Genomic DNA, 20,333 nt, shown 5'->3' on the forward strand with positions numbered 1-20,333 from the left:
ATCATACTCAGCATCAAGGACCTGAAGGTCAATTACGGCGGCATCGAGGCCGTAAAGGGCATCTCCTTTGATGTTCCGAAGGGCGATATCGTCACCCTCATCGGAGCCAACGGCGCCGGAAAAAGCTCGACGCTGCGCACCATAGCGGGTCTGGTTCGGCCCAAAGGCGGCGCCATCGAGTTTCAGGGGGAAAACATCATCGGCAAAGATGCGGCGAGCATTGTTAAAAAAGGCGTCACTCTTGTCCCCGAGGGCCGGCGCATTTTCCCGGACCTCACGGTGAATGAAAACCTCCGCATCGGCGCCTATCTGCGCAACGACGACATTTCCGCGGACCTGGATTGGGTATACGAACTGTTCCCGCGGCTCAAAGAACGCTCCTGGCAGGCCGGGGGCACCCTTTCCGGAGGCGAGCAGCAGATGCTGGCCGTGGGCAGGGCCCTCATGAGCCGCCCGAAGCTTATGATGATGGACGAGCCGTCTCTCGGCCTCGCCCCCCTTATCGTCCGGGACATCTTCAGCATCATCAAAGAGATCAATAAGCGCGGCGTCACCATTCTCCTCATCGAGCAGAACGCCAACATGGCCCTTTCCACCGCCCACATGGGCTATGTCCTGGAAACCGGCCGCATCACCCTCTCCGGCCCTGGCAAGGAGCTCCTCGCCAACGAGGCCGTCAAGGCCGCCTATCTGGGTACATAAACAGCGTTGGCCGCCATAGTCTTTTGACCAGAAGCGATACATATTGCGTGTTGCTGCCGAAGGCGGCTGAAAATACAAAGAAGGGCCCGCTCAAAACGGGCCCTTTTTTGTATTTTCAGCGCTTGAGTCACGCGAAAAACCGGTCAGTCCCGGTTGGCAGTCTCCGGGCTTTTCGTATGCCTCTCGGATTTTATGAGCTGCAGATGCAGCAGCGGAAGCAGCGTGTTGATATTTTCAATGCACCCCAGTATCAAAGCTTCCTGTTCCTCCGGAGTGTGCGCTTGGGTCCTGTGCCGGATATATCTGTTGTAAGCGTGCGTTTCCGCTCGGACCAGCCTGCGCAGTTCATGCATGAAATCCTTAGCCGCGGTCAAAGGAATCCCCAAATCGAAAAAATACTTTGCAAGCTTGCAGATCGTTATGCTGTCGGAGGGAAACAGGTCGCCTTCCGGCTCAATCGGCTCAATGACCGATAATTTGATCAGTCCGTCGATGATCCCGTCCTCAATCCCGGATGCTCTCATCTGCTCCATGCTGACGGGCTGGTCGATGGAACCCAGCGGAAGCAGCTGGTTGATCGACTGCATCGAATCCAGCAGGGGAGCGATGTCTATGAGGTTATCGTCTCCGCTGAGCACCAGCTTGATTTGAGAAAGCGGCAGCCCCGCTTCTTTCAGCTTTTGAATCAGCCGAAGCTTTTCAATAAAGTTCTCGCCGTAATAGGCCATATTTTTCGCGGATTTTTCCGGAGGCGGAAGCAGTCCCTCTTTGATATAGAAATTGATCATTGTCCGGGAAAATCCGGTCAGCTCCTCCAGCTTGCGCATGGGTACATTTTGTTTATTTCTCATATAAACCGCCCCCTGAATATTACTATAGATTAATACTATTTACTTGTCAATTCCCATTGACAAAGAAAAGGAGCGGTGTTAATATCAATAGTGCAGAGTAACACTATATACTTTATGCAAGGGGCGATGTAATGTTCATGCTTATGGAACAGATCGGACATGTCGTTATGCCGTGGATCGGAAACATGGCGGCATACCTGGGAAATGATCGGGTCCTGCTTGCTGCCGGCATGGACAGCGTAATCATTTTTGTCACCTTCCGCAAAAAGAAGATTCGCGGCGTGTGCGGTTTCAGCCGGGTAGACGGCGGTCCATATGGCTCCGGCCCCGAAAAAACGGCCCGGCTCCGTTCCTGCGCCCTCCTCGCCGGCCTTGCCTGCCGCTGTTATGTCCAGCTCAGATTCTCCTCTGCCGCATTCGTCTCCGCCGGCGGCATCGGATTCGATCGCGTTCTGTTTACCTTTTGGCAGGCAATAACGAGAATGTCTATGAAAACCCTGTCCCAATCGTCGCGTGAGCCCCGCGGCGGTTCATCCGGCAGCCGGGATAAATTCCACTCTTATTGGGAAAAGCGCGCTGGCCGCCGTCTGGTATCCCCGTGAGCCGCCCGAAGCCCATAAGGATAGACAGGTGCCGTCTTTTTACCCGAACCGCCGCCGGAACCTGCAGTCCGCCGCACATAAAATAAGCGGAAGAGAAGCTTCGATCTTTCTCCCGTATTTTGTTGTTTTTATGAAGTTTATTTTAATACAGAAAGCTCCCGGTGCTGTAATCCCAACGTCAGAAGGTAATTTATGTCAGGGCGACCGAACACATAAAAACCTTCCCTTGTTTTCCCTGTTCTGTCCCTTACTCTTGTTTTACATGTTCTACTATGTTTTCCCACTCATATTCACAGACAAAATATAGTTGTGACGCAGAATATGTTTTCCCTTCTGCTGTTCGAAATTCTACAAGCCACTAAAGATGTTCTTGCATTACATTATGATCTTTGAAATAGTCAATGTAATATACAACCTCACCGATTTTAAATTCTCTTGCATATTTCCAGTCAAATTTTGTACCATGTTCACATGCTACAAAATTCGTTATTATTACAATGGGGCTATTTTCTTGTGATTCTGTTATAACACTCATATATTTTCTCCTTAGTTCGAGTTAACGTTCCCATGTGTCAGTGAGGCAGTTCTTTTGACATAAATCATGCGCACCGTCAGTCATGTAAAGTAATCCCCCGGTTGATGCAGTTAAGTCTTTAAAATATATGCAAGTACGCGATGGTAACAAACTTGGGGGCTTCGGGATATAAAGGAACCGTATTTTTGTATCCCCACTTATTTGTTGCTCTTTGTCATCTATATAACGATTTTATGTAAAACAAGGGAGTAAGCCGATAATAGCAAAAATTGCGGATACGAAACTAAAACTAAGAGTAATTTTTATTCCGTGTACTAATGCGTCGTTTGCTTCTTGTTTTGTTTTGTAGCGTTTTAAATGATTCGAACCCCCGACCTTTTGGTTCGTAGAGTAAAAATGTTCATTTTGTCTCGTATCTTCCCATCAAAAAATCCTTTATATTACAACGTTTTGTTCGTTTTTCATTTCATCTCGCGCGGTATTTTATAGTGGGAAATTGGCTTAGTAGTGGGAATTTAGTGGGAAAACTTCGTCTATTATTCCAATACTTATTTATCTGTTTAGGCATCAATATTAATTTCGTCCCACAGGTGCTGATTGCTTTGATAATCGAAAGATACGTGGGCACATAATTTATATATATGACGTCGATACACAGTATCTTTCGGATAATAACAACCAGTGATTGTACATTCATTCCCAAAGTATAACTTGACCATTTGGTTTCTCTTTTTTGCAACTATTGTTAATTTAAAATTTTGACGATTATCGGTCTTTTCATGCAGTTTTTCTATTATGCTTTTTGCCGAATGATCGTTTAAATCATAATGTATAATTACTTCTTTTGTTGTTTGCGTTAGAATGGATGTAATGATCGAATCTGAAAAAAAGTCTCCCAAATATGGTACTTCAATCAAGATTCTTTCTGGTTTGAATATATTACAATTATACAAAATATCGTAGATTTCTCCATCAAGCAAAGGTCTGTCTTGATAATATGCGTTTTCGAAGATATCCAGGTGTTGATCTAGTTTCTCTGAAACATTCAATATATTAATAAGCTGTTCTGGTGATTCATCAACTTCTAAGGTGCTTGATAAGCAAATAGGTTTCTGCGGCTGTGAAAGTAATCTCCATGCACCATTCATACGTTGATTAATTTGCTCTTGAAAAGCATCTGCATATACTTGGAATCCAGAGCTAAACTTAAACGATAATGATTTATCTTCTCGGTTTATATAAACAAAACAATAATCTTTAATATATGACAGGGTATGATATGAGATATCAAGTATTCTGTATAATTCAACCTCGGGTGCAAAATTACTGAAAAACACAGTATTTTCGATACGGCTTTCTCGGTATATTGTAGATAATGTATCAAAGCGATTATGTAAAAATTCTAATGAGATTGGATAAATTTCCTGCAGGTAAACCTGATTATATGGAGGCTCTCGATAAGTTCCGACAGGACTAGTGTCAGTAACTTCACCTGTAATTTGGTTAATAAAAATCCTGCTAAATTGTTTCCTTAATATCTGCACATTTTTTTGAGTTTTAAGCGATTGGCCTCCCTTTTCAGTTAATACAATATTACCTGCAGATACTGCAACAAGTTGATCGGCATCTAACTGTGCAATGATTTGAAGCATAACGCTTTCCGGGACCCCAAATTGAGCTGCAATTTCCGAATTATTTTTCGATCCAAGACTGATCGAAGTCATGATGCACTCATAAATAAACGGAAGATTTTGCGTTCTGCGTTCCCATACATTTAATCCAATTTCTTGAATGGGAATGAAAACCGGAATGCGGCATATAAAATCATACCCGGGAATGGATTCGGAAATATATTTTTTTAATTCCTTTTGCCATCCAAATAACATGATGAAAAATCCTCCGAACTAATGAATCTGCATTGCTCAGGATGGGTCTGGATATACTTTTGTACAGATGGAAATAGATTTTCCGGAATATGTGGATTATTAAGAAAGTTCGAATCACCAATTATAATGAGAGTACGTTGTGCGCGCGAAAAAGACACGTTTAATCGGGCCTGTTCACGAAGAAATCCAATAGACTTGCTACTACTACTTCTTACGGTTGAATAAATAATGATATCCCGTTGGCTGCCTTGGAACGCATCGACAGTATTAATGTCTACTTTGATATTTCTAAATTCAGTGTGTTTAAGCCTATTTTGTATTAACTCCAATTGGGCTCTATAGGGGGTAATAACACCAATAGAGTATGTGACATTAATTATGCCTATCTCCTGGTCTATTCTTGATAAACACTGTTGTATAACCGTTACTTCCATGGGATTCACATAACTCCTCATATTGTGACCGATTTGAAGCTGCTCGAAACGATTGTTTCCAGCCAGAGAAGTTGAGATCCATGTAATAGCATAATTCTGCAACATTGGTAATTCAATTTTCCTATCTGCCGCGGATACACCGTTCTGTACCTTCCCGTCGTAAAATACTAGACTTATTAGTTCTCCGATACATGGGTGCATTCGATATTGCGTTGAAAGGGTTTCTTTACAATTATCTGGTAACAACTCAAATAGCTTACCAAACCCTGTATTACGCAACTGACTAATCTTTATTTCGTGGGCATTTCGCTTCAAAGCCTCTCGATCGAAGATGGGAGGTAGTTGTAAATGATCTCCCACTAAAATAACTCTGTATGCTTTAACTAATGATACCATTATTTCTGGAAAAGTAGCTTTTGCAGCTTCATCGATTATCACATAGTCGAATACCATATTACGAACATAAGGGTCGGAAATAAATCCCGAACATGTTCCGGCTACGATTGTGGCATTCTTGATATAATATTCTCCTAATTCATCGCTTTCCAATAAATGGCGGCACCATTGATCCATGATAAGGCATTGCTGTATGTAAGTAGTATTGTATGCTTTTTTGTATGTCAATTCAAAGTCGGATACGATGGTCTCTAAACATTCAACTTCATTTTGCGGTAGATTGGATACCCTCAAGCTTTCTTTTGCTTGAGCATATTTTAGAAAAGTTTCAAAAGGAATATTGTGTGTGACTAATAGTTCATGTAATTTCTGTGAACATAATTTCACACTCTGTTTAGCCCATAATTCTTGGCAGTGATTTAAGCCATAAAATGTATTTACATCTTCCTCAATATTATCCTCACTTCCAATGCGGATAGTGGTTGCACTTTCTATTATAAATGGACTTAAATCCTTTAGGATTTTGTCAACTGCAGCATGCGATTGTGATACAATCAGTATTTTTTGGTTCTTTGCAGGATTTTTTTCATTCTCTGCTAAGATCTGGCGAATAACTTCAATCAAAACATTTGTTTTCCCTGTTCCTGGTGGACCTTGAATTAGGGCTATATCATTAGCTTCTAGTATTTTACGAACTGCACGTTTTTGTGTAATATCAAGTTGCTGGTTAAAATAATGTGGAGATTGCAGCAACTGAAAACACCCTGGTGATTCTGCTCCGACTAATATTCCTTTAAGATTCCCGGTATTATTTGTTTCAGATCTTCTAAATTCTTCAAGCGCAGCTTCCTGGCGTTGATATTGCTGGATCTCCTTTCGATAATCAACACATATTGAACCTTTTGGGGGAAGTTGTGGCCTCCTTGGTGATGATTTTACAGCTAGAGTCGTTCCATCGTCTCGATATTCAAGGAAGGAACCTATTTCAATAAGCTTTGTTTTCTTATTACGTTCTGCTGTGCGTTCAATGACGAAAGTTGTCTCTTGACTAAAGTTGTCATCAGGTATGTCGTCCCCAGCAAGTTTAAAAAGTACTGTACCATTCTCAATGTTGACATTGGAATATAAAATACGAGCTGCATTTTGGGAAGCATTTTGAATCATTGCCTGGATAAACTGACGCCATATGCCATATTGATTATCGTATTCACGATCAATATTTTTTTGTGAGCTTATATCATGCTGAAAATCATTGATTCGATTACAGAGTATTTCATTAAAGTTGTTTTTAATACTAGTGCTTGATATTACATGTGAATAGAAAAAGTCAAACTGACCAGGAAGCTCCAATGAAAATTTTCTGCGCTGTTCTCGCTTATATGCATCAAGTCTTCTGAAGGATGTTACATGGAATATACCACTATTTTGTACACACTCCATTGAAATGCTGACGCCATCAAAACGATATACGGGCGCTTCTATAGATGGGGTATTCACAAACCCACCCATAAATTGTGAGGGAAGAAAATTGTTAAGGATAGAAGCATATGTAATATTTCTACTTACTAGATTTTGAGCCTTAAGCTGCTCAAGCCGTTCAGTTGGAACCGCAAAATAGTAGTGTTCATTACAGCCGCAGTATCGCTGATAGAGTTCAGTTAGTGCTATATCACAATCATCAATATTCTCATATCGATTAGCAGGTTCCGGAGCACACATCTTACAGAGGATGTCTTTAAGTGTTACATCAATTCCTCCCGCACCACCAATTACGCCTATAATTTCATTAGCAGATGGAGGCGCGTTTCCAGTAAAAAGATTATAAATTACCGCACCTAAAGAATATATATCACTTCTTTCCGATGCGTTTTCACTATGGATTGTTACCTCTGGTGCTGAATAATTTTGCGTAGCAAATTGGTAGGTTGTCCCGACCTGCAGCATACCTCGTATCTTTGCAATTCCAAAATCAATCAGTTTAAGCTCATAATCGTCTGTAACGAGAATATTGCTTGGATTTATGTCACGGTGAATAACAGAGTTAAAATGAGCATAGCGTATTGCATTTGTTAGTTGCCTAACCAATTGATATCTTATTGATATGTTGGGAATAGACTCAATAATATGTGAAAGTGGCTTTCCTGGAATATATTCCATGGATATGATACCTTCGATGTGCCCGGCATCATACTCCCTAATCTCCGAATTATATATACGTACAATGTTTTTACATGCTTTAAGTCGTAAAAGTGCCTGTGTTTCTTTTTGAAAAATAGTCTGATATATAGGTGTCTCAAGGTGCTTTATACGTTTAATAACATATTGTTGCCCGCTAGAGGTGACTACCAACTGTACCATTGTATCAAACTGTGAAGGTTTGCTTAGTGTTTTTACTATTTTGCGACTCATAAGCATGTATTCCCTTCAAATATTTTTTATTTAAAAGATTTGTTGATATTACATCGTTTTCATCAAACTGGGTCGTATTGGATATTATGATTACATTTTACACTAATTCATTCTACAAAAAAAGATAGCAATAGTTAAAATCTATTGCTATCTTTTTTATTATTACAAAATGCTGGTTTGCAGGGAGTTAATCCCTAAAGTAATGTTTAATCTAGATAGAGAAAGCCCCCTCAAACGAGGGGGCTTTCTCTATCATTATCTATTGCAAATTTCTAAAAATGGTGTATTGTGGAATTGGTGGTTTATAGAACGTAATCCGATTTATGGGAACGGCTGCAACCCTGATTTGCACGGGGCCAACGCCCACTACTAAAGATCGGAGGACGCCAATGGTACACATTACTATGCAGGATGTGGAAAACATTCTGACCGTGGTGTGGTTAATCTTCGCTATCTACATAGAAGCGAAGAACGCTTGCGGCAACAAGCGTTCTAGGTAAACCACCACACGTTGGGGCCAGCTTTCGGGCTGGTTCCTCGTGTTTTATTGTACTTTCATTATACACCATTGGAAAAATAATGCAACCATTTTTTAGAAATTTCTCTTAAAATCCGCTTACACTTACTGCACTACCTGTTTTGCTTGTCTGCAACCATCTGGATTTAGTGGCGCGCACATCAACATGCGTAAAGCCGCCGGATGTGTATTCGTAAAGCCCGATGCCGCCAGTTGCCGGCATCAATGTATCGGCGTATTTTGCAACGGTGCGAGGCGATATACCTTCAATCTGAATGTCAGCCGCAGTACCGAGTTTATGCTGAGAACCGTCAACACCTTTTGCGACGTATTTGTTATAGCTGGGGTTTCTGTACGGCCCGGTGATCTTGACAGGCTTGCCGAAATGTACCCGGATTTTTTCCAGCAAAACAGGCAATTCGTCAGCAATCAAAATAGCCAATTCACCGTCGTTACAGGCAAATTCCTTGATTTTAAAATGCGGCGCAATTTGCTTTTCGCCGTCTGTAGGTAGATAATATGCTCTTACAGTTGCCATTCTTTCCTCCTTAGTCCGTTATAAACTTGTCCGAATACCGCTTCAAAATAACCGCTAGTTGTTCTCGGGTCAATGTATCCTGCCATTTGCAGTCGCCGGTTTCGTCACCTACAATTAATCCGTTGTCAGTGGCCCATGTCGCAGCTTCCGTGGCCCATGAACTCGGTGTGCTTGCCATATCTTCCTCGCTTTCCGTTGAACCCGCAACAGGCACAACAATTGCCGTTTCATAGTCTTTCAAATTGATGCTTGTGGGATCAGGCAGAATTACAAGTCCGTTTCCGGTGTAAACGTCTTTGCCGGTGATACCCATGTCAACACTGTTTGCTTTGAGGAATGCAGTCATTTCAGACATTGACAATGAGCGTCCAATGTTCTTCAAAAAGAAATGGTTTATCAATGCAATCTGACCGGACAGAAAAGGACCTGAAAAACTTGTTCCAAACTGGTTTACCGCAATACCTGTAGTTGTGGGCTGATAAAATCCTGTCGGTGCGCAGAAATCAACATACTCGCTTGAACTGGTGTAATTTTCAACTCGCCATTCGCCATTCACCAATGCTACAGCACCGCAGCCGAGCCATGCTTCATCCTTCATCAGCTTGGAATAATTGCTGTCGCCGCTGTTTCCAGCACTGTTTACCAGCGTGCAGAATGGCATAAGCTGTCCATAAACTGAATCATAACCGGCTTTAGGCCAAATCATAGAGCGAAAACCCGTGTCAGGTTTCATTTTCAAAAGCAATGGAAGCGCCGTGTCTTTCAGAAATCCATCCACAAGCCCAACAGTTCCGGGCGCGTCGGGTTCATACATCTGCACAATTTTTCTGCCGGGAGCAACCTGCAAATGCGCCATGGCGGTAAAGTATCCGTGCCCGTCGCCATCAACGAGCGGTGCTATGTCGGTGAACAGTGCGGATACATTGTCCTTCATGTTTGCTTCAATTGGAAACCGCTCAAAAGTCAAAGACAATCCGAGCGAACCATCATACCCGGCATCATGCCATCTACTGACGCCTGTAGCATCAAATACAGCTTTGTTTTCGTTAAGTACAACTATCATGGGCTTACAGCGTGTTCGCGCTTGTCGGATTGTTGACGATGCCGAACGCAACCAGCACGGGCAACAGCACATTTAAAAGCCCGTTTACAGTTTCGGAAATATCTACTTTCAAAAACTCCTTTACGCAGAACACCACAAGGGATGCAACTGCAAGCCAAAGTGCCCAAGATTTAAAACGATTCTGTGTCATGATTTGCTCCTTTCAATTATGCCGTGGTTTTTGCCTTGTAAACCGTAGTAAACGAAGATTCATTATATATGTTGTAATTGCATTCCGGAAGAGTTATACCAGAACCGGGGCCAGACCATTCAGTTTGTGCAAAACTTTTTATCGTTCCCCAACTTCCACCGCTATAGGTAAAATAATGAATACCAGTATTTATAAGCCATGTCCCATTAAAATACCACGGATTAGACGAAGCCATTACAAGATAAGCAGTTCCGCTAATAATTTCTATTAGTTGATACGGATAATCCTCCGTTAATACGGGACTGTCAGGATAATTTTCCCATTGCTGATACGGTGAAGCGGGTGCGCCACCCCCACCATTTCCATTTCTGCCTATAGCGCCTGTCAGCATGCGAAATATGTATGGACGCATGACTCACACTCCAATCGTGACAATGGAAACAGTGAACACGGTGCCGCTTTCAGGCGTCCATCCTGCATCGGTGGAGAGAATGCCGTAAAGCGTTGTACTGTCGGATGCAAGGACGCCAGACAAATTAGGCGTGTCAGCCTGCCCCCATACGGTGTCTCCAAGATCGACAGGTGTTGCGATGGACAGATAGCCAAGATATTTGCTTCTGTCGCCGGACGGAAGGTTATAAGCGGAATTATCAGCAATCGCCGTTGGAGCGGTGTTGTACAGGTGCAGCTTGATAGCGTCGATTCCGGTAGGAAGAGTGCCGGTGTCAATTCTAAGCGATGCGCCGATCACAACAACGGGAGAACCGGGAAGATTCGACACGTCGGAAAACGTTAAATATTCAACGTCTTTTCCGCCCGTAAGGGTAGCCGCACCAAATGACCCGTTGGCGCATGTTTCGGTTGTAGTGATGGAATTTGCGGCGCTTCCCGCTGTATCGGCCGTCAGAACAACGGTGTCGCCTGCTCCGTCAGCACCGCCTACCCCAACGGTATCCGATGCCGTGATAGCGGCAACAAGCGCGGTAACGGCATTTGCAGCGGTGCAATCGGTTCCTGCGGTTGTGGTGCCGAGGGTGGCGGCGTCAAATACGTTTGTTTCTTCTGTAAAATCGGATGTAGTTGCGATACTGTTTCCCGCTGTACCGCCAACCAGCGCGGTAATCGTGCTGATATCCGAAGAAAAGTTTCCAGCGGTAACGTCCAAGTGAGCACCGGAGACTCCATCATCACCGTTAATGGCATCGACAATATTATCCTGTGTTCCAGAAAGGTCGTCTCCAAGAATAATTTCACCGTCGACAGGTTGCGTACCCGTTTCTTCAAACGTATCAGCATCAACGAAGGTATATGTTTTATAACCAATAGTGAATGTGTCGCCCGCCGTAGGCTGCGTGTCAACCGTAAGAGCGCCCGTTGCTTTTGTTGCGTATGAAGTAATATCAACCGCGATGTTTCCGAGTCCAACAGTCTGATCGGTGTCGGCCGCAAACTCATATTTATCCTTTCCGATAGATACGACCTCACCATCTTTGACTACTCCGGTCAATGTGAGCGTTCCGGTTGCGGAGGCGGACAAAGTTCCAATTACATCCCCGGCAGTATAAGCGGTTGTATTTGCAGGCCGGGTAATGCTGTCGGAGGCCCGCTTTCCGATTCTTGCGTTAAAAGTACCCATGTCATTTCATCCTTTCAATTTCCGCTTTTTAGAGTGTGGGCGGTATCGTTTAGCCATTGTTCCAGTTCGTTTATGCCTTGCGTAACCGGCCCGTTACATCCCTGCTCCTGTAACCCGTACAGCGCCGCACGAACGCTTTTAAGGATCATTCGCTGTTCTCCTGCGACGCCTTTCATATCGGATTCCAGGTTTTTGATCCTTCGCCCGTGTCCGCATGTTGATATCAGATATGTAGCAAGTCCGCCTATCACAAGCGAAAGAACAATCGGAATGGCTGGCTTAATGAATACTTCCCACATCTTGTTTCCTTCTTTCATGCGCTTATTGATGCATATTGCGAGATTATGCTTGAATCAGTCAATGCCTCGCATTTCTAATATTTTTGCCTTTGCCTGATTGTAAGCGTCTCTGTAGATGGTTTTAATATCCTTGATCTTGTCTTCCGTGGATTCAGACTTATAACTGCTTGATTTTAGTTTTGCGGTTAACACTCTTGTCACATACTCGTCGTAGACTTCATTAAACTTCATAGTTTCAGAAGGCGAGAGTTTAATGGTTTCGCTACCGTGCTCAAATGAAATGGGCGGTTGTTTGGGTAAAACAGAATAATCGTGGCTATCGCCAAGTTGATAGAGCCTGTACAATTCCTGCTTCACGGAATCATCAAGAGAAACCGCATTGTCCAAAACAATGTTAAATGTGGACAATATGTCTTTACCCGTTGATTTCCCTAATGCTGAATTTCCAGCAAGAATAAAAATATTACTATAACTTGCTTTAAACTCCGGAGAAACACTTCCAATAATATCAATAATATACCGTTCGACATTTGCGACCGGGACTCCGAACATCGTCCCGATTGTAACCGAAAGTTCTTGCAGCGGGCTTGTTAGAATTGTTGGGTTTGCTTTTATGTAATCAAGTACACTTCCACCATTACCTGTTATGTCGGAAACCCCACCAACAACCCGGTTTAAAGACGTAGATAGCGCGAGGATTCCATTCACAAGATCATTAATTGTAGATATATTGGGTGCTTCAACGTCATACCACTTATCTCCAGTGATTGCGCTGTTTAATAAGGAATACAGCTCTCCACCGCCAAGGAAACTTCCGGATATAGTTGATAGCATTTCTTTCTCAAACTTTTCCTCTTCTTTCCCGCGAACCTTTCTCCACGCATTATTTATAATTGAAATCATGGCAGCACCAGCAGCCAACGCGGATATAGTTCTAACAAACTGCTGACTTGCCGTTTTTGCAGCTTGTTTATTGGACGCAGTCGGGTTGCTTTTATACTCAGTTTTAGCAGAACGCATGCTTTCAACTGATTCGACTAGCATGTTATAGTTTTGGAGCCTTTGCGTCATAAACATGGTTAAACTTCGAACCAACTGATCGTCGCTTCTTAATACCTGCGGTCTTTGCAGCAAGGTATAATTGGGCTGTGTATCATATATGGTACGATTAAAAACTTCCGCAACAGACTTGTAGAATTCATCCGTTCCCGCTTTTAATTCTGTGTTCTGGTCAACATACGCCTCCGATGCTTTCCATATTCTGCCCACAGTAAATACATCCGCCGACTGTACCCAGTTCATCAGCGCGGGAAGCTTTTTGGTTAAGCCTTGCTTCTGAGATACATCGCCAAGTTCTGTTGTAGAATTTCCCTGTCGTCTGTACCACAATAGCGGAGTATATCGGTCAATTAAATCGTAATCGACCTTTCCAGAGACTATGCTTTTAGAAACTGGAATCCACCCTAGATTAGCGGCGGCTGTGGGCAAGGAAGCAACCTGCTTCATGGTTACGCTCGGATTGAGGGCTAAGGTGGCTTGCGCAAAGTTACCGCGAAGCTTCATCAAAGTTCTTGATAGCCCGTCCACTTTACCGTTTGGTCTTTGAATGTCCGCTATCATTTTTTCAATATACTCTGATGCACTTTTTCCCCACTTTTGAGAAAGGGCATTTTTAACGCTGTTTGCGTACTCCGGCATAGTTGCGTTATATACTTTATTGAAATTGCGAACTGGGGCGGCAAGTCCATTATATTTTGACACATTATCAATCTGACGCAGAAGTACACTGGTAACGTCCTCCAGAACAATCGGATTAGAGGAAGCAACGCGGCTTTTTAGCAGCCCCATCCCCTCGATTGTGCCGTCATGTATCAAGCTTTCAAATTCGCTTCGCGTAAAGTTCTTATTAGAGTTGATGGGAAAGTAATCGTCTACGGTTGCCAGTTCATAGCCAAGCAGTTCCAACGACGTTTCATTGATTGCGTTTTTGGAAATTGTATTGAAATAGTTATATGCCAAATCCGCGAATTGCCCTTCCTGCTCAGTCATAGAGTTTGTAATACTTTTAATTTGGCTTGGAGAAAGCTTAATAATTGTACCTTTTGCGTAAGCGTCGGACAGATTTCCCGCTAAATACAGTTTTGGGTTCGGAATTGTTATCCCTCCGCTGTTGATATGCCTCAAATTGTCAGCGTTCAACGAGTGCAAATATAGCGATATTCTCATGGCTGGAGTGATTTTAACGGCCGTTCCGTTGGGAGCGACTATTCCGGTATCAATGAATTGTGCTTTTGAGCCCGTCCAAGATTCGAATAGCTTTTTATTGCGAGATGTAAAATCATCAAACGATTTTGTTGCTTTCATCTGGAAATCAAGCATTTTTGTCTGGCCGTTTTCAAGTTGTTTATAGATACTATAAAATGAGCCGTCTTTCCATCCAGCAAGTCGCTTAAACATTCTGCCAGGAGAAAGAGATTGTGAATTGTATCCGTTTATTAACATGGATGGTCCAGACGATTTGCTTCCCTTTGCGCTTTCGATTTCAGATATACTACCCTCTGCAACTTTTTTTATTTCTCTTGCCCTTTCTACGCCCACCTCTTTTTTTGCTGTCTTGATTTCGTATTTAACGCCACGCAAAACTTCGGTTAATTCCTGAACATCATTAATATCCATGTCAGCAATCTTTTTACGATCAAGCCGCGCTATCATTTCTTCTGTTTTCTTATTTGGAATAAAATCGGGGTCATTCTGTTTTGCGGATTCATATTCAGCCTTTAAGTTTCGCAAATTCAGTTCAGTTTTTTCCGTCATACCCTTGGCTGTGGTATCAATGTCACCAATCAAAGAGCGCACCTGCGATTTTACATCTGGTGAAAGTTTCATTTTATTCAGACCATGTACTAATGACAACAGTTTCGAACGCTGCGCACTCTCGCTTCTACGTATGCGTTGATGCTCTATAATTTCCTTATAATGGTCTATTGCTCTTTCAAGCCGTACGTTTCCTTTTGCATTTTCCTTGGCAACTGCTATCGCTTTTTCGTGGGCTGCATCCGCTTGGTCAAGCAACCGACGATACATTTCCACGTACTTCGAACGCTCCGTAGCATCTTTAAACTCCGCTTTCTGGTCAGCTAATTTGTCTTGGAACTTTGCTTTTTGTTGAGATAGTTTTTCTGCGGTATCTATTTTTTGTTCCCACAGTGCAAGTTCCTTTTCATACTTTGCAACCTCGCGCTCTGCGGAAATTAGGTTGTTAATATCAAATTTATCCACAATTCCGTCTTTTGCCGCTTGCTGTATCTCTGCAATAGCTCTGTCTCTAATTGCATATCTGCTTTCGGCTGCGCCAACGGATGTACCGCCATAATCGTCCCCATATGTATTTTCACGAACGCCAGTTTGATTTTCATCGACATTTGGCGGGTTCTGTGATAGTATAGTTTCGGAAACGGAACTGCTTCTAGCATTACCGCCAACTTCGCTTTCTGCGGGGGTAACGGGGCTGGCAGATCCGTTTTTATTGCTATTTATCTTAATTTCCCCGTTATTGATCCGGTTCAGGATCACGGATCCGACGCTTCCGTCAAGTTTTGCTTCTGCCTTGCCTCCATTGTCAAATTCAAAATAAATGGATGTTTTCGTTTTTTTACTGACGGTTCCGCTGACACCGCTTGGAAGCGTAAGCGTATCTCCTGCTTGTAATGAATCAACTATATTGGAAGGCTGAGATTTTGTGCCGGTGGATGTAAAGTTTCTTAGGTCGTTGCTTATAAAATCAATTACGGCGTCTTTGGGAGTTTTCACATTAGAGTTACCGCTTATTTCTTTTATACGGCCATCCTTTGTTCTTATGGTTAACTCATAATATGGGCCAAAAGAGTGTCTGTTTGTTGAGAATAAATATCCGGCAAAATTACCATCACCCGTTTTTATGTTTTCCTTTAATACGGAATAAGGACTTTTGCCTTCGTACATTACAGATTGAATCCATTTCTGAGTATCTCCTATTGTGCCTACATCGCTTTGACGTTCACTGACATTGTTTGTTTTAACCGTGGGCGTGACTTCTTTGATTGTTTCCTGCGCTGTTTTTGCGGGTTCAGCCTGTACTGCGTTAGGAACATCCGTTCGACTATCCTGCGCGATTGTGGGGCCTTGTGTGATGTTTCCGATTGCGGTAGCGCCAGCGCCCATAATTCCGCCAGACAGCGCGCCGCCAAGAGCAGACAATACGGGCTGAGTTGCAAAGAACTCCGTGTTCGCCCGCTTGGATGCTTCGGACTTGCTCACGCCGGAATCGACAAGGTCCTGCACATATTGCGCGTACTGCGACTTGTCGCCCATGATTGCCATGTCTGCAAGCGTTTCAGTGTACTGAGAAACAACTTCTTCGGACGCTTCAATCCCGGCCTGTTTCAGGATCTGAACCACTCCGGCTTTTGAAATCAGCTTTGTGGGAGTCTTGGCAAGTTTCAGCAGGTTTTCAAAGGGAAGTTTCTCGGTAAGGTATTCCACAGCGCCGGTGACCGCGGAGTCTGAAAACACCTGTGCCGCAGAACCGCCAGACTGTGCAGACTGCAACGCCTGTGCGCCGGATGCCGCTCCCGCCATGGAAGCAAGTCCAGCAACGCCGAACGGAAGCGAAGATGCAGACTGACCGATAGATATCCCGACGTTCGCCAGAAACGCCTGTGTGGGCGTCATGTCTTTAGTGATCCCGGCGCGTGTAGCCTGCTCTTTAATGGCTGGCAACATCGCGGGGGAATTGGGATCAATCGGCACATATTTACCGGTTACGGCGTTGGAAAGCGCCTGCGCTCCGGCGTACAGCGTACCGCCTACGGACAGTTTGGAATTAAGCAGATTGTTGACAACCGCATACGCTTTGTTTTTAGATGATTTTTCCAACTCGCGCCCATAAACAGACTGTGCTTTTCTCGCGTTCAGCTCCCGATCGATGGTTCCCAGGTACTGGTTCGCCTTGTCCGTTTCGCCTTTCCCAATATAGTAGGCATATACGTTGCGTTCGGCGTCGGTCATGTACTGGTACTTAATATCTTCGGAAACCGCTCCGATTACGTTCGGATCGTACTTGGTGGGGTCGTCGCTTCCTCCATGGGTAGCGGCATACTCCACTTTATTGTCCTCGCTTTGCTTACCCTTGGAGGCGTATTTCAGAAAAGAATTGTCGTTCTGTACCTGCTCCATGGATTTTCTGGTACTGTCCTGCTCCTGATAATATGCATCTGCTCCCGTCTGGTCGCGCTTGTAAACAACATCTGCAATCTGCTTGCCTATACTTACGGACTTTGCTTTTTCGGCATCAGCGAGATCCTGACGTCCGGCCTGGATATAGAAGTCCTCAGATTGTGCCGCTGCCGCAGACTGCTTTTTCAGGGCATCCAGTTGGGCGTTTTCCCGGTCAAACTGTTCGCTTGTGCGGAAGGAGTGAAGTGCGTTTGAATATTTTGTGTGTTCATCTCCAGTTGAAACAACTGAATTTGATATATTTAGCTGCTGATACCCTTGCGGAGCGGAAGATATTACTGGAGATGACGCGGAATGTATATCATCCAAAGTGGGTTTCACGGGCGTATGTATTTCATTTAAAGAAGGCTTTTTTGCCATGCGTTCACGCTCCAATCAGCTGTTCGCCCATGCTTCGTATTCCGAATCTGTAAGTTTACCGTTCGATATTGCGCGCTGTACCCATGATTTAAATTCATACGGCGTGGCGTCCTTATACCAGTCGTCAAGCATTTGAACTTTTGCAGAAGATATAGCGCCATGCGTCGCAGGGTTATAATTGGGATACATCCTGAAAATATCGGAATCTGAAAAACCATATTCCTTTAAGGCGTTTATTACATTATCCGTATATACACCATTGTCCGCCAACGCTTTTGCCTGTGTATATGTAAGAGATTTAGACGACGAAGAAGAACCGCTTGAACTAGATGAAGATGCCGATGCCGCCGTCTGCTGTGCCTTAAACAGCGCGTTTGCCTGCTGTACTTGTGCGTCCGTCCATCCGTATGCGGTTTTATACCCCGAATAATCGCCGATAGAAGCAAGAGCCTGGGCATTTTCTTTTGCCGTCGTATCGGAACGCTCCTGTTCGTACTGCGCCTGCTGCTGTGTCAATTCGTCCTGACGCACCCATTCCTGATACAGCATATTTGCAAGGGTGGCATTTCCACTGGACCGTGCGGATGCGATTTGCGCCTGATAGTCAGCGGCCAATTGCTGACGCTGAAGCGCAATATCCGACTTCGCGTTTGCCTCCTGGGTGTTGATTCCTGTCAAAGAAGACTGCAAGGCGTTCTGTCTGGAAAGCGCAGCCTGCCCGGTGGCTCCGGTGTTCAATCCGCGCGCATTTGCCAGCTCGTTCCATGCGTTTTGATTCTGCATGCTGGTTTTCGCGGCGGCGTTACGGGCGGCATAGTATGTTTCCGGTATCTTTGCCTCTGCACGATCCAAAGAAGAGACATTGTTCTGATAGTCGTTTTCGATTGACGCAAGCTCACCGGCTGTTTCGTTTGCAACCATGTCGTTTATGTAGGATTCCGCAGTATTGGACGTTCCGTAATCTGCGGCTGTCGCTGCTGCCGGCTGCTGTATCTGTGTCTGCGTGGAACCGTCGGCGCTGGTGTTTAGTCCGTACTCCGGTTTGGCCCAAATAGCGGCGTTGTTGATGTGTGCCTGCTCTGCCGCCTTGGTATCTCCGGCCGCCGTTGCCGCCTCCCAGTCCGCCGTATTCTGCTGTACCTTCTGCTTGTCCTCGTCGGACAGAATATCGTACTGTGAACCGAGCGCCATAGTCAGTCCCCCTTATTTGAAAAGAGATACGCTACTGATTTTTGTCTGATTGGAGTGCGAAATTATGTATTGGATATATGCCTTGTAGTTATCCATGGCTCGCCGCCTCATTTGCTTTGAAGTTCTTTCAGCTGTTTTTCAAGTTCAGCAATACGGTCCTCTAGATTCTGCTTTTTATCTGTTTTCAGCGAATCACGGACAAGCGTTTTCTTTTTCTGTAATTCCATACTCAATACCCTCCATATGCCACAGCTTCCACCGTAGCGTTTCCGGTCAAAGCGCACTTTAAATACAAATACGCAGCATCAAACGAAACATCTTGTACGGCATCTTCCGCTGTGATTTCCGTCCAATTGGTGCCATCGTCCGAAAGATACCATGTGATCGTTCCGGCCCCCGGAGTGGTGTCGGCGGTAACGGCGGCGTAAGTGATTGCTTCGGTTGTGGGAACGGAGGACCAAATTGCATCTCCGTTGGCACAGTGTATTGTGAACCACAGATCACCAGTGCTTGCCGACCATACGGTTTTTGCAGCATTTGTATAGATTAAATTTCCAAATGCATATCCCGTACCACTTGAAGTTGACATTTGATTTGGATATTCATCGTTTCCTCCATTTGAAGTAAAGACAAGCGCGTATACAGCATCCTTGGTTATATTGGCATCAGAGAACGTAAATGTGTAAGTTCCACCGGTATTCGTAATGCTTACGCTGCTTGCCGCAGAATAAAGCAAAGTATTTGGAAGCCCACCGGAAGTAGAGTAAATAGCGCAGCTTAAAGTTCTTCCGCTGTCCACACCAACACCACGAGCTACGACAGAAACGCTGGTAACGGAAGTGTTTACTCCAGCCGTAAACGTTTGCCCCACATTTCCATAAGTTGTATTGCAAAACTCAATAGAACCAACGACCGATCCACTGGCAATTCCGGCGAAAACGCTTCCCCCGGAAACGCCTGCGGAAGCAGCAGACGAAAAGTCAAGCAGAGAATTGTCCGCCATCAAATCGCTGTATGCGTCAATATCAGCGTGGGACAGTGACTGTTGTAGTTTCAGCCGAAGAATATTGATTGTGTTATTATCTATGGCGCTTGAAAGAATAGATGCAAGCTTCGCTTTTGTCACATTTCCGTCCAGAATTTTAGCTGTAGTTACGGAATCGCTTGCCAGTTTCAGGGCCGTAATGCTTCCGTCCGGTATTTCACCGGCGGTGGCGGCATCCAGCGCTTCCTTAATTGTCTGTCCGCCGGATACTCCGTACTGATAAGGGAGGTGGACGGCGTCCAACTCGGGAATTAAGGTTCCGTTTACATATGTTTTTAAAGCGTTTCCAGCCTCGTCAAACTTTGACTTCAGCGCAGCGGCAGTAAGCCCGCCGGAGTCGTTCGGCTCGTCGTCCAGCGCGGCTATGATATTAAGATCGTCGGTAATTGTAGTAATAGCCATTCG

15 protein-coding genes are annotated in these 20,333 nt (G+C 44.3%); 1 reads left to right on the top strand and 14 read right to left on the bottom strand.

All coding sequences use genetic code 11. The features are described from left to right. Window positions 1–3: 3 nt before the first annotated feature. Window positions 4–702 carry an ABC transporter ATP-binding protein gene (locus B9A13_RS02065; protein ID WP_084233547.1) on the top strand — a complete coding sequence of 233 codons (699 nt, stop codon included), beginning with the start codon at window positions 4–6 and terminating at the stop codon, window positions 700–702. 143 nt (window positions 703–845) lie between these two features. Here B9A13_RS02065 and B9A13_RS02070 read toward each other — a convergent pair whose 3' ends face one another. From B9A13_RS02070 to B9A13_RS02125, 14 genes are all read right to left on the bottom strand, one after another. After that, window positions 846–1,553: a MerR family transcriptional regulator gene (locus B9A13_RS02070; RefSeq protein ID WP_084233365.1), complete on the bottom strand. Its 708-nt coding sequence runs from the start codon at window positions 1,551–1,553 to the stop codon at window positions 846–848. A gap of 35 nt (window positions 1,554–1,588) precedes the next feature. Beyond that, complete coding sequence (locus B9A13_RS13830; protein WP_143806844.1) at window positions 1,589–2,059, bottom strand: hypothetical protein; 471 nt, start codon at window positions 2,057–2,059, stop codon at window positions 1,589–1,591. Between the two features lie 454 nt (window positions 2,060–2,513). Then, window positions 2,514–2,690 carry a hypothetical protein gene (locus B9A13_RS14050; RefSeq protein ID WP_159447994.1) on the bottom strand — a complete coding sequence of 59 codons (177 nt, stop codon included), beginning with the start codon at window positions 2,688–2,690 and terminating at the stop codon, window positions 2,514–2,516. A 560-nt stretch (window positions 2,691–3,250) separates the two neighbouring features. Then, the gene (locus tag B9A13_RS02080; protein ID WP_084233367.1) at window positions 3,251–4,576 is read right to left on the bottom strand and encodes a hypothetical protein; all 1,326 of its coding nucleotides are present in this window, start codon (window positions 4,574–4,576) and stop codon (window positions 3,251–3,253) included. Continuing rightward, complete coding sequence (locus B9A13_RS02085) at window positions 4,549–7,815, bottom strand: serine/threonine-protein kinase (protein ID WP_159447995.1); 3,267 nt, start codon at window positions 7,813–7,815, stop codon at window positions 4,549–4,551. Before B9A13_RS02085 ends, B9A13_RS02080 begins: the two co-directional genes overlap by 28 nt. A 605-nt stretch (window positions 7,816–8,420) precedes the next feature. Further along, a complete protein-coding gene (locus tag B9A13_RS02090) occupies window positions 8,421–8,870 on the bottom strand; it encodes a YcbK family protein (protein WP_084233369.1) in 450 nt (149 codons plus the stop codon). A 10-nt stretch (window positions 8,871–8,880) separates the two neighbouring features. Further along, window positions 8,881–9,933, bottom strand: a complete 1,053-nt coding sequence (locus B9A13_RS02095) for a S8/S53 family peptidase (protein ID WP_143806845.1) — start codon at window positions 9,931–9,933, stop codon at window positions 8,881–8,883. A gap of 4 nt (window positions 9,934–9,937) precedes the next feature. Then, entirely contained in the window at window positions 9,938–10,123 is a 186-nt protein-coding gene (locus tag B9A13_RS02100; protein WP_084233371.1) for a phage holin, read from the bottom strand. A 16-nt stretch (window positions 10,124–10,139) separates the two neighbouring features. Then, the gene (locus B9A13_RS13835) at window positions 10,140–10,535 is read right to left on the bottom strand and encodes a hypothetical protein (protein WP_143806846.1); all 396 of its coding nucleotides are present in this window, start codon (window positions 10,533–10,535) and stop codon (window positions 10,140–10,142) included. Window positions 10,536–10,538: 3 nt separating this feature from the next. After that, window positions 10,539–11,759 (bottom strand): hypothetical protein, encoded by a 1,221-nt coding sequence (locus tag B9A13_RS02105; RefSeq protein WP_084233372.1) that lies wholly within the window; start codon window positions 11,757–11,759, stop codon window positions 10,539–10,541. A 14-nt stretch (window positions 11,760–11,773) separates the two neighbouring features. Next, window positions 11,774–12,058 carry a hypothetical protein gene (locus B9A13_RS02110; RefSeq protein WP_084233373.1) on the bottom strand — a complete coding sequence of 95 codons (285 nt, stop codon included), beginning with the start codon at window positions 12,056–12,058 and terminating at the stop codon, window positions 11,774–11,776. A 54-nt stretch (window positions 12,059–12,112) separates the two neighbouring features. Beyond that, the gene (locus B9A13_RS02115) at window positions 12,113–17,692 is read right to left on the bottom strand and encodes a hypothetical protein (protein WP_143806847.1); all 5,580 of its coding nucleotides are present in this window, start codon (window positions 17,690–17,692) and stop codon (window positions 12,113–12,115) included. Window positions 17,693–17,707: 15 nt separating this feature from the next. Next, entirely contained in the window at window positions 17,708–18,883 is a 1,176-nt protein-coding gene (locus tag B9A13_RS02120) for a hypothetical protein (RefSeq protein ID WP_084233375.1), read from the bottom strand. A 229-nt stretch (window positions 18,884–19,112) separates the two neighbouring features. Beyond that, window positions 19,113–20,330 carry a choice-of-anchor R domain-containing protein gene (locus B9A13_RS02125; RefSeq protein ID WP_084233376.1) on the bottom strand — a complete coding sequence of 406 codons (1,218 nt, stop codon included), beginning with the start codon at window positions 20,328–20,330 and terminating at the stop codon, window positions 19,113–19,115. Window positions 20,331–20,333: the final 3 nt, after the last annotated feature.

Origin of the sequence: Papillibacter cinnamivorans DSM 12816, assembly GCF_900176335.1 — a bacterium.
GTDB lineage: Bacteria > Bacillota > Clostridia > Oscillospirales > Oscillospiraceae > Papillibacter > Papillibacter cinnamivorans.

What these genes read in the sequence shown, in the direction of transcription:
- B9A13_RS02110 (WP_084233373.1), bottom strand. Translation starts at nt 12,058, where the DNA reads ATGTGGGAAGTATTCATTAAGCCAGCCATTCCGATTGTTCTTTCGCTT.
- B9A13_RS02120 (WP_084233375.1), bottom strand. Translation starts at nt 18,883, where the DNA reads ATGGCGCTCGGTTCACAGTACGATATTCTGTCCGACGAGGACAAGCAG.
- B9A13_RS02095 (WP_143806845.1), bottom strand. Translation starts at nt 9,933, where the DNA reads ATGATAGTTGTACTTAACGAAAACAAAGCTGTATTTGATGCTACAGGC.
- B9A13_RS02085 (WP_159447995.1), bottom strand. Translation starts at nt 7,815, where the DNA reads ATGAGTCGCAAAATAGTAAAAACACTAAGCAAACCTTCACAGTTTGAT.
- B9A13_RS02105 (WP_084233372.1), bottom strand. Translation starts at nt 11,759, where the DNA reads ATGGGTACTTTTAACGCAAGAATCGGAAAGCGGGCCTCCGACAGCATT.
- B9A13_RS02070 (WP_084233365.1), bottom strand. Translation starts at nt 1,553, where the DNA reads ATGAGAAATAAACAAAATGTACCCATGCGCAAGCTGGAGGAGCTGACC.
- B9A13_RS02080 (WP_084233367.1), bottom strand. Translation starts at nt 4,576, where the DNA reads ATGTTATTTGGATGGCAAAAGGAATTAAAAAAATATATTTCCGAATCC.
- B9A13_RS02100 (WP_084233371.1), bottom strand. Translation starts at nt 10,123, where the DNA reads ATGACACAGAATCGTTTTAAATCTTGGGCACTTTGGCTTGCAGTTGCA.
- B9A13_RS02125 (WP_084233376.1), bottom strand. Translation starts at nt 20,330, where the DNA reads ATGGCTATTACTACAATTACCGACGATCTTAATATCATAGCCGCGCTG.
- B9A13_RS02115 (WP_143806847.1), bottom strand. Translation starts at nt 17,692, where the DNA reads ATGGCAAAAAAGCCTTCTTTAAATGAAATACATACGCCCGTGAAACCC.
- B9A13_RS13835 (WP_143806846.1), bottom strand. Translation starts at nt 10,535, where the DNA reads ATGCGTCCATACATATTTCGCATGCTGACAGGCGCTATAGGCAGAAAT.
- B9A13_RS14050 (WP_159447994.1), bottom strand. Translation starts at nt 2,690, where the DNA reads ATGAGTGTTATAACAGAATCACAAGAAAATAGCCCCATTGTAATAATA.
- B9A13_RS02090 (WP_084233369.1), bottom strand. Translation starts at nt 8,870, where the DNA reads ATGGCAACTGTAAGAGCATATTATCTACCTACAGACGGCGAAAAGCAA.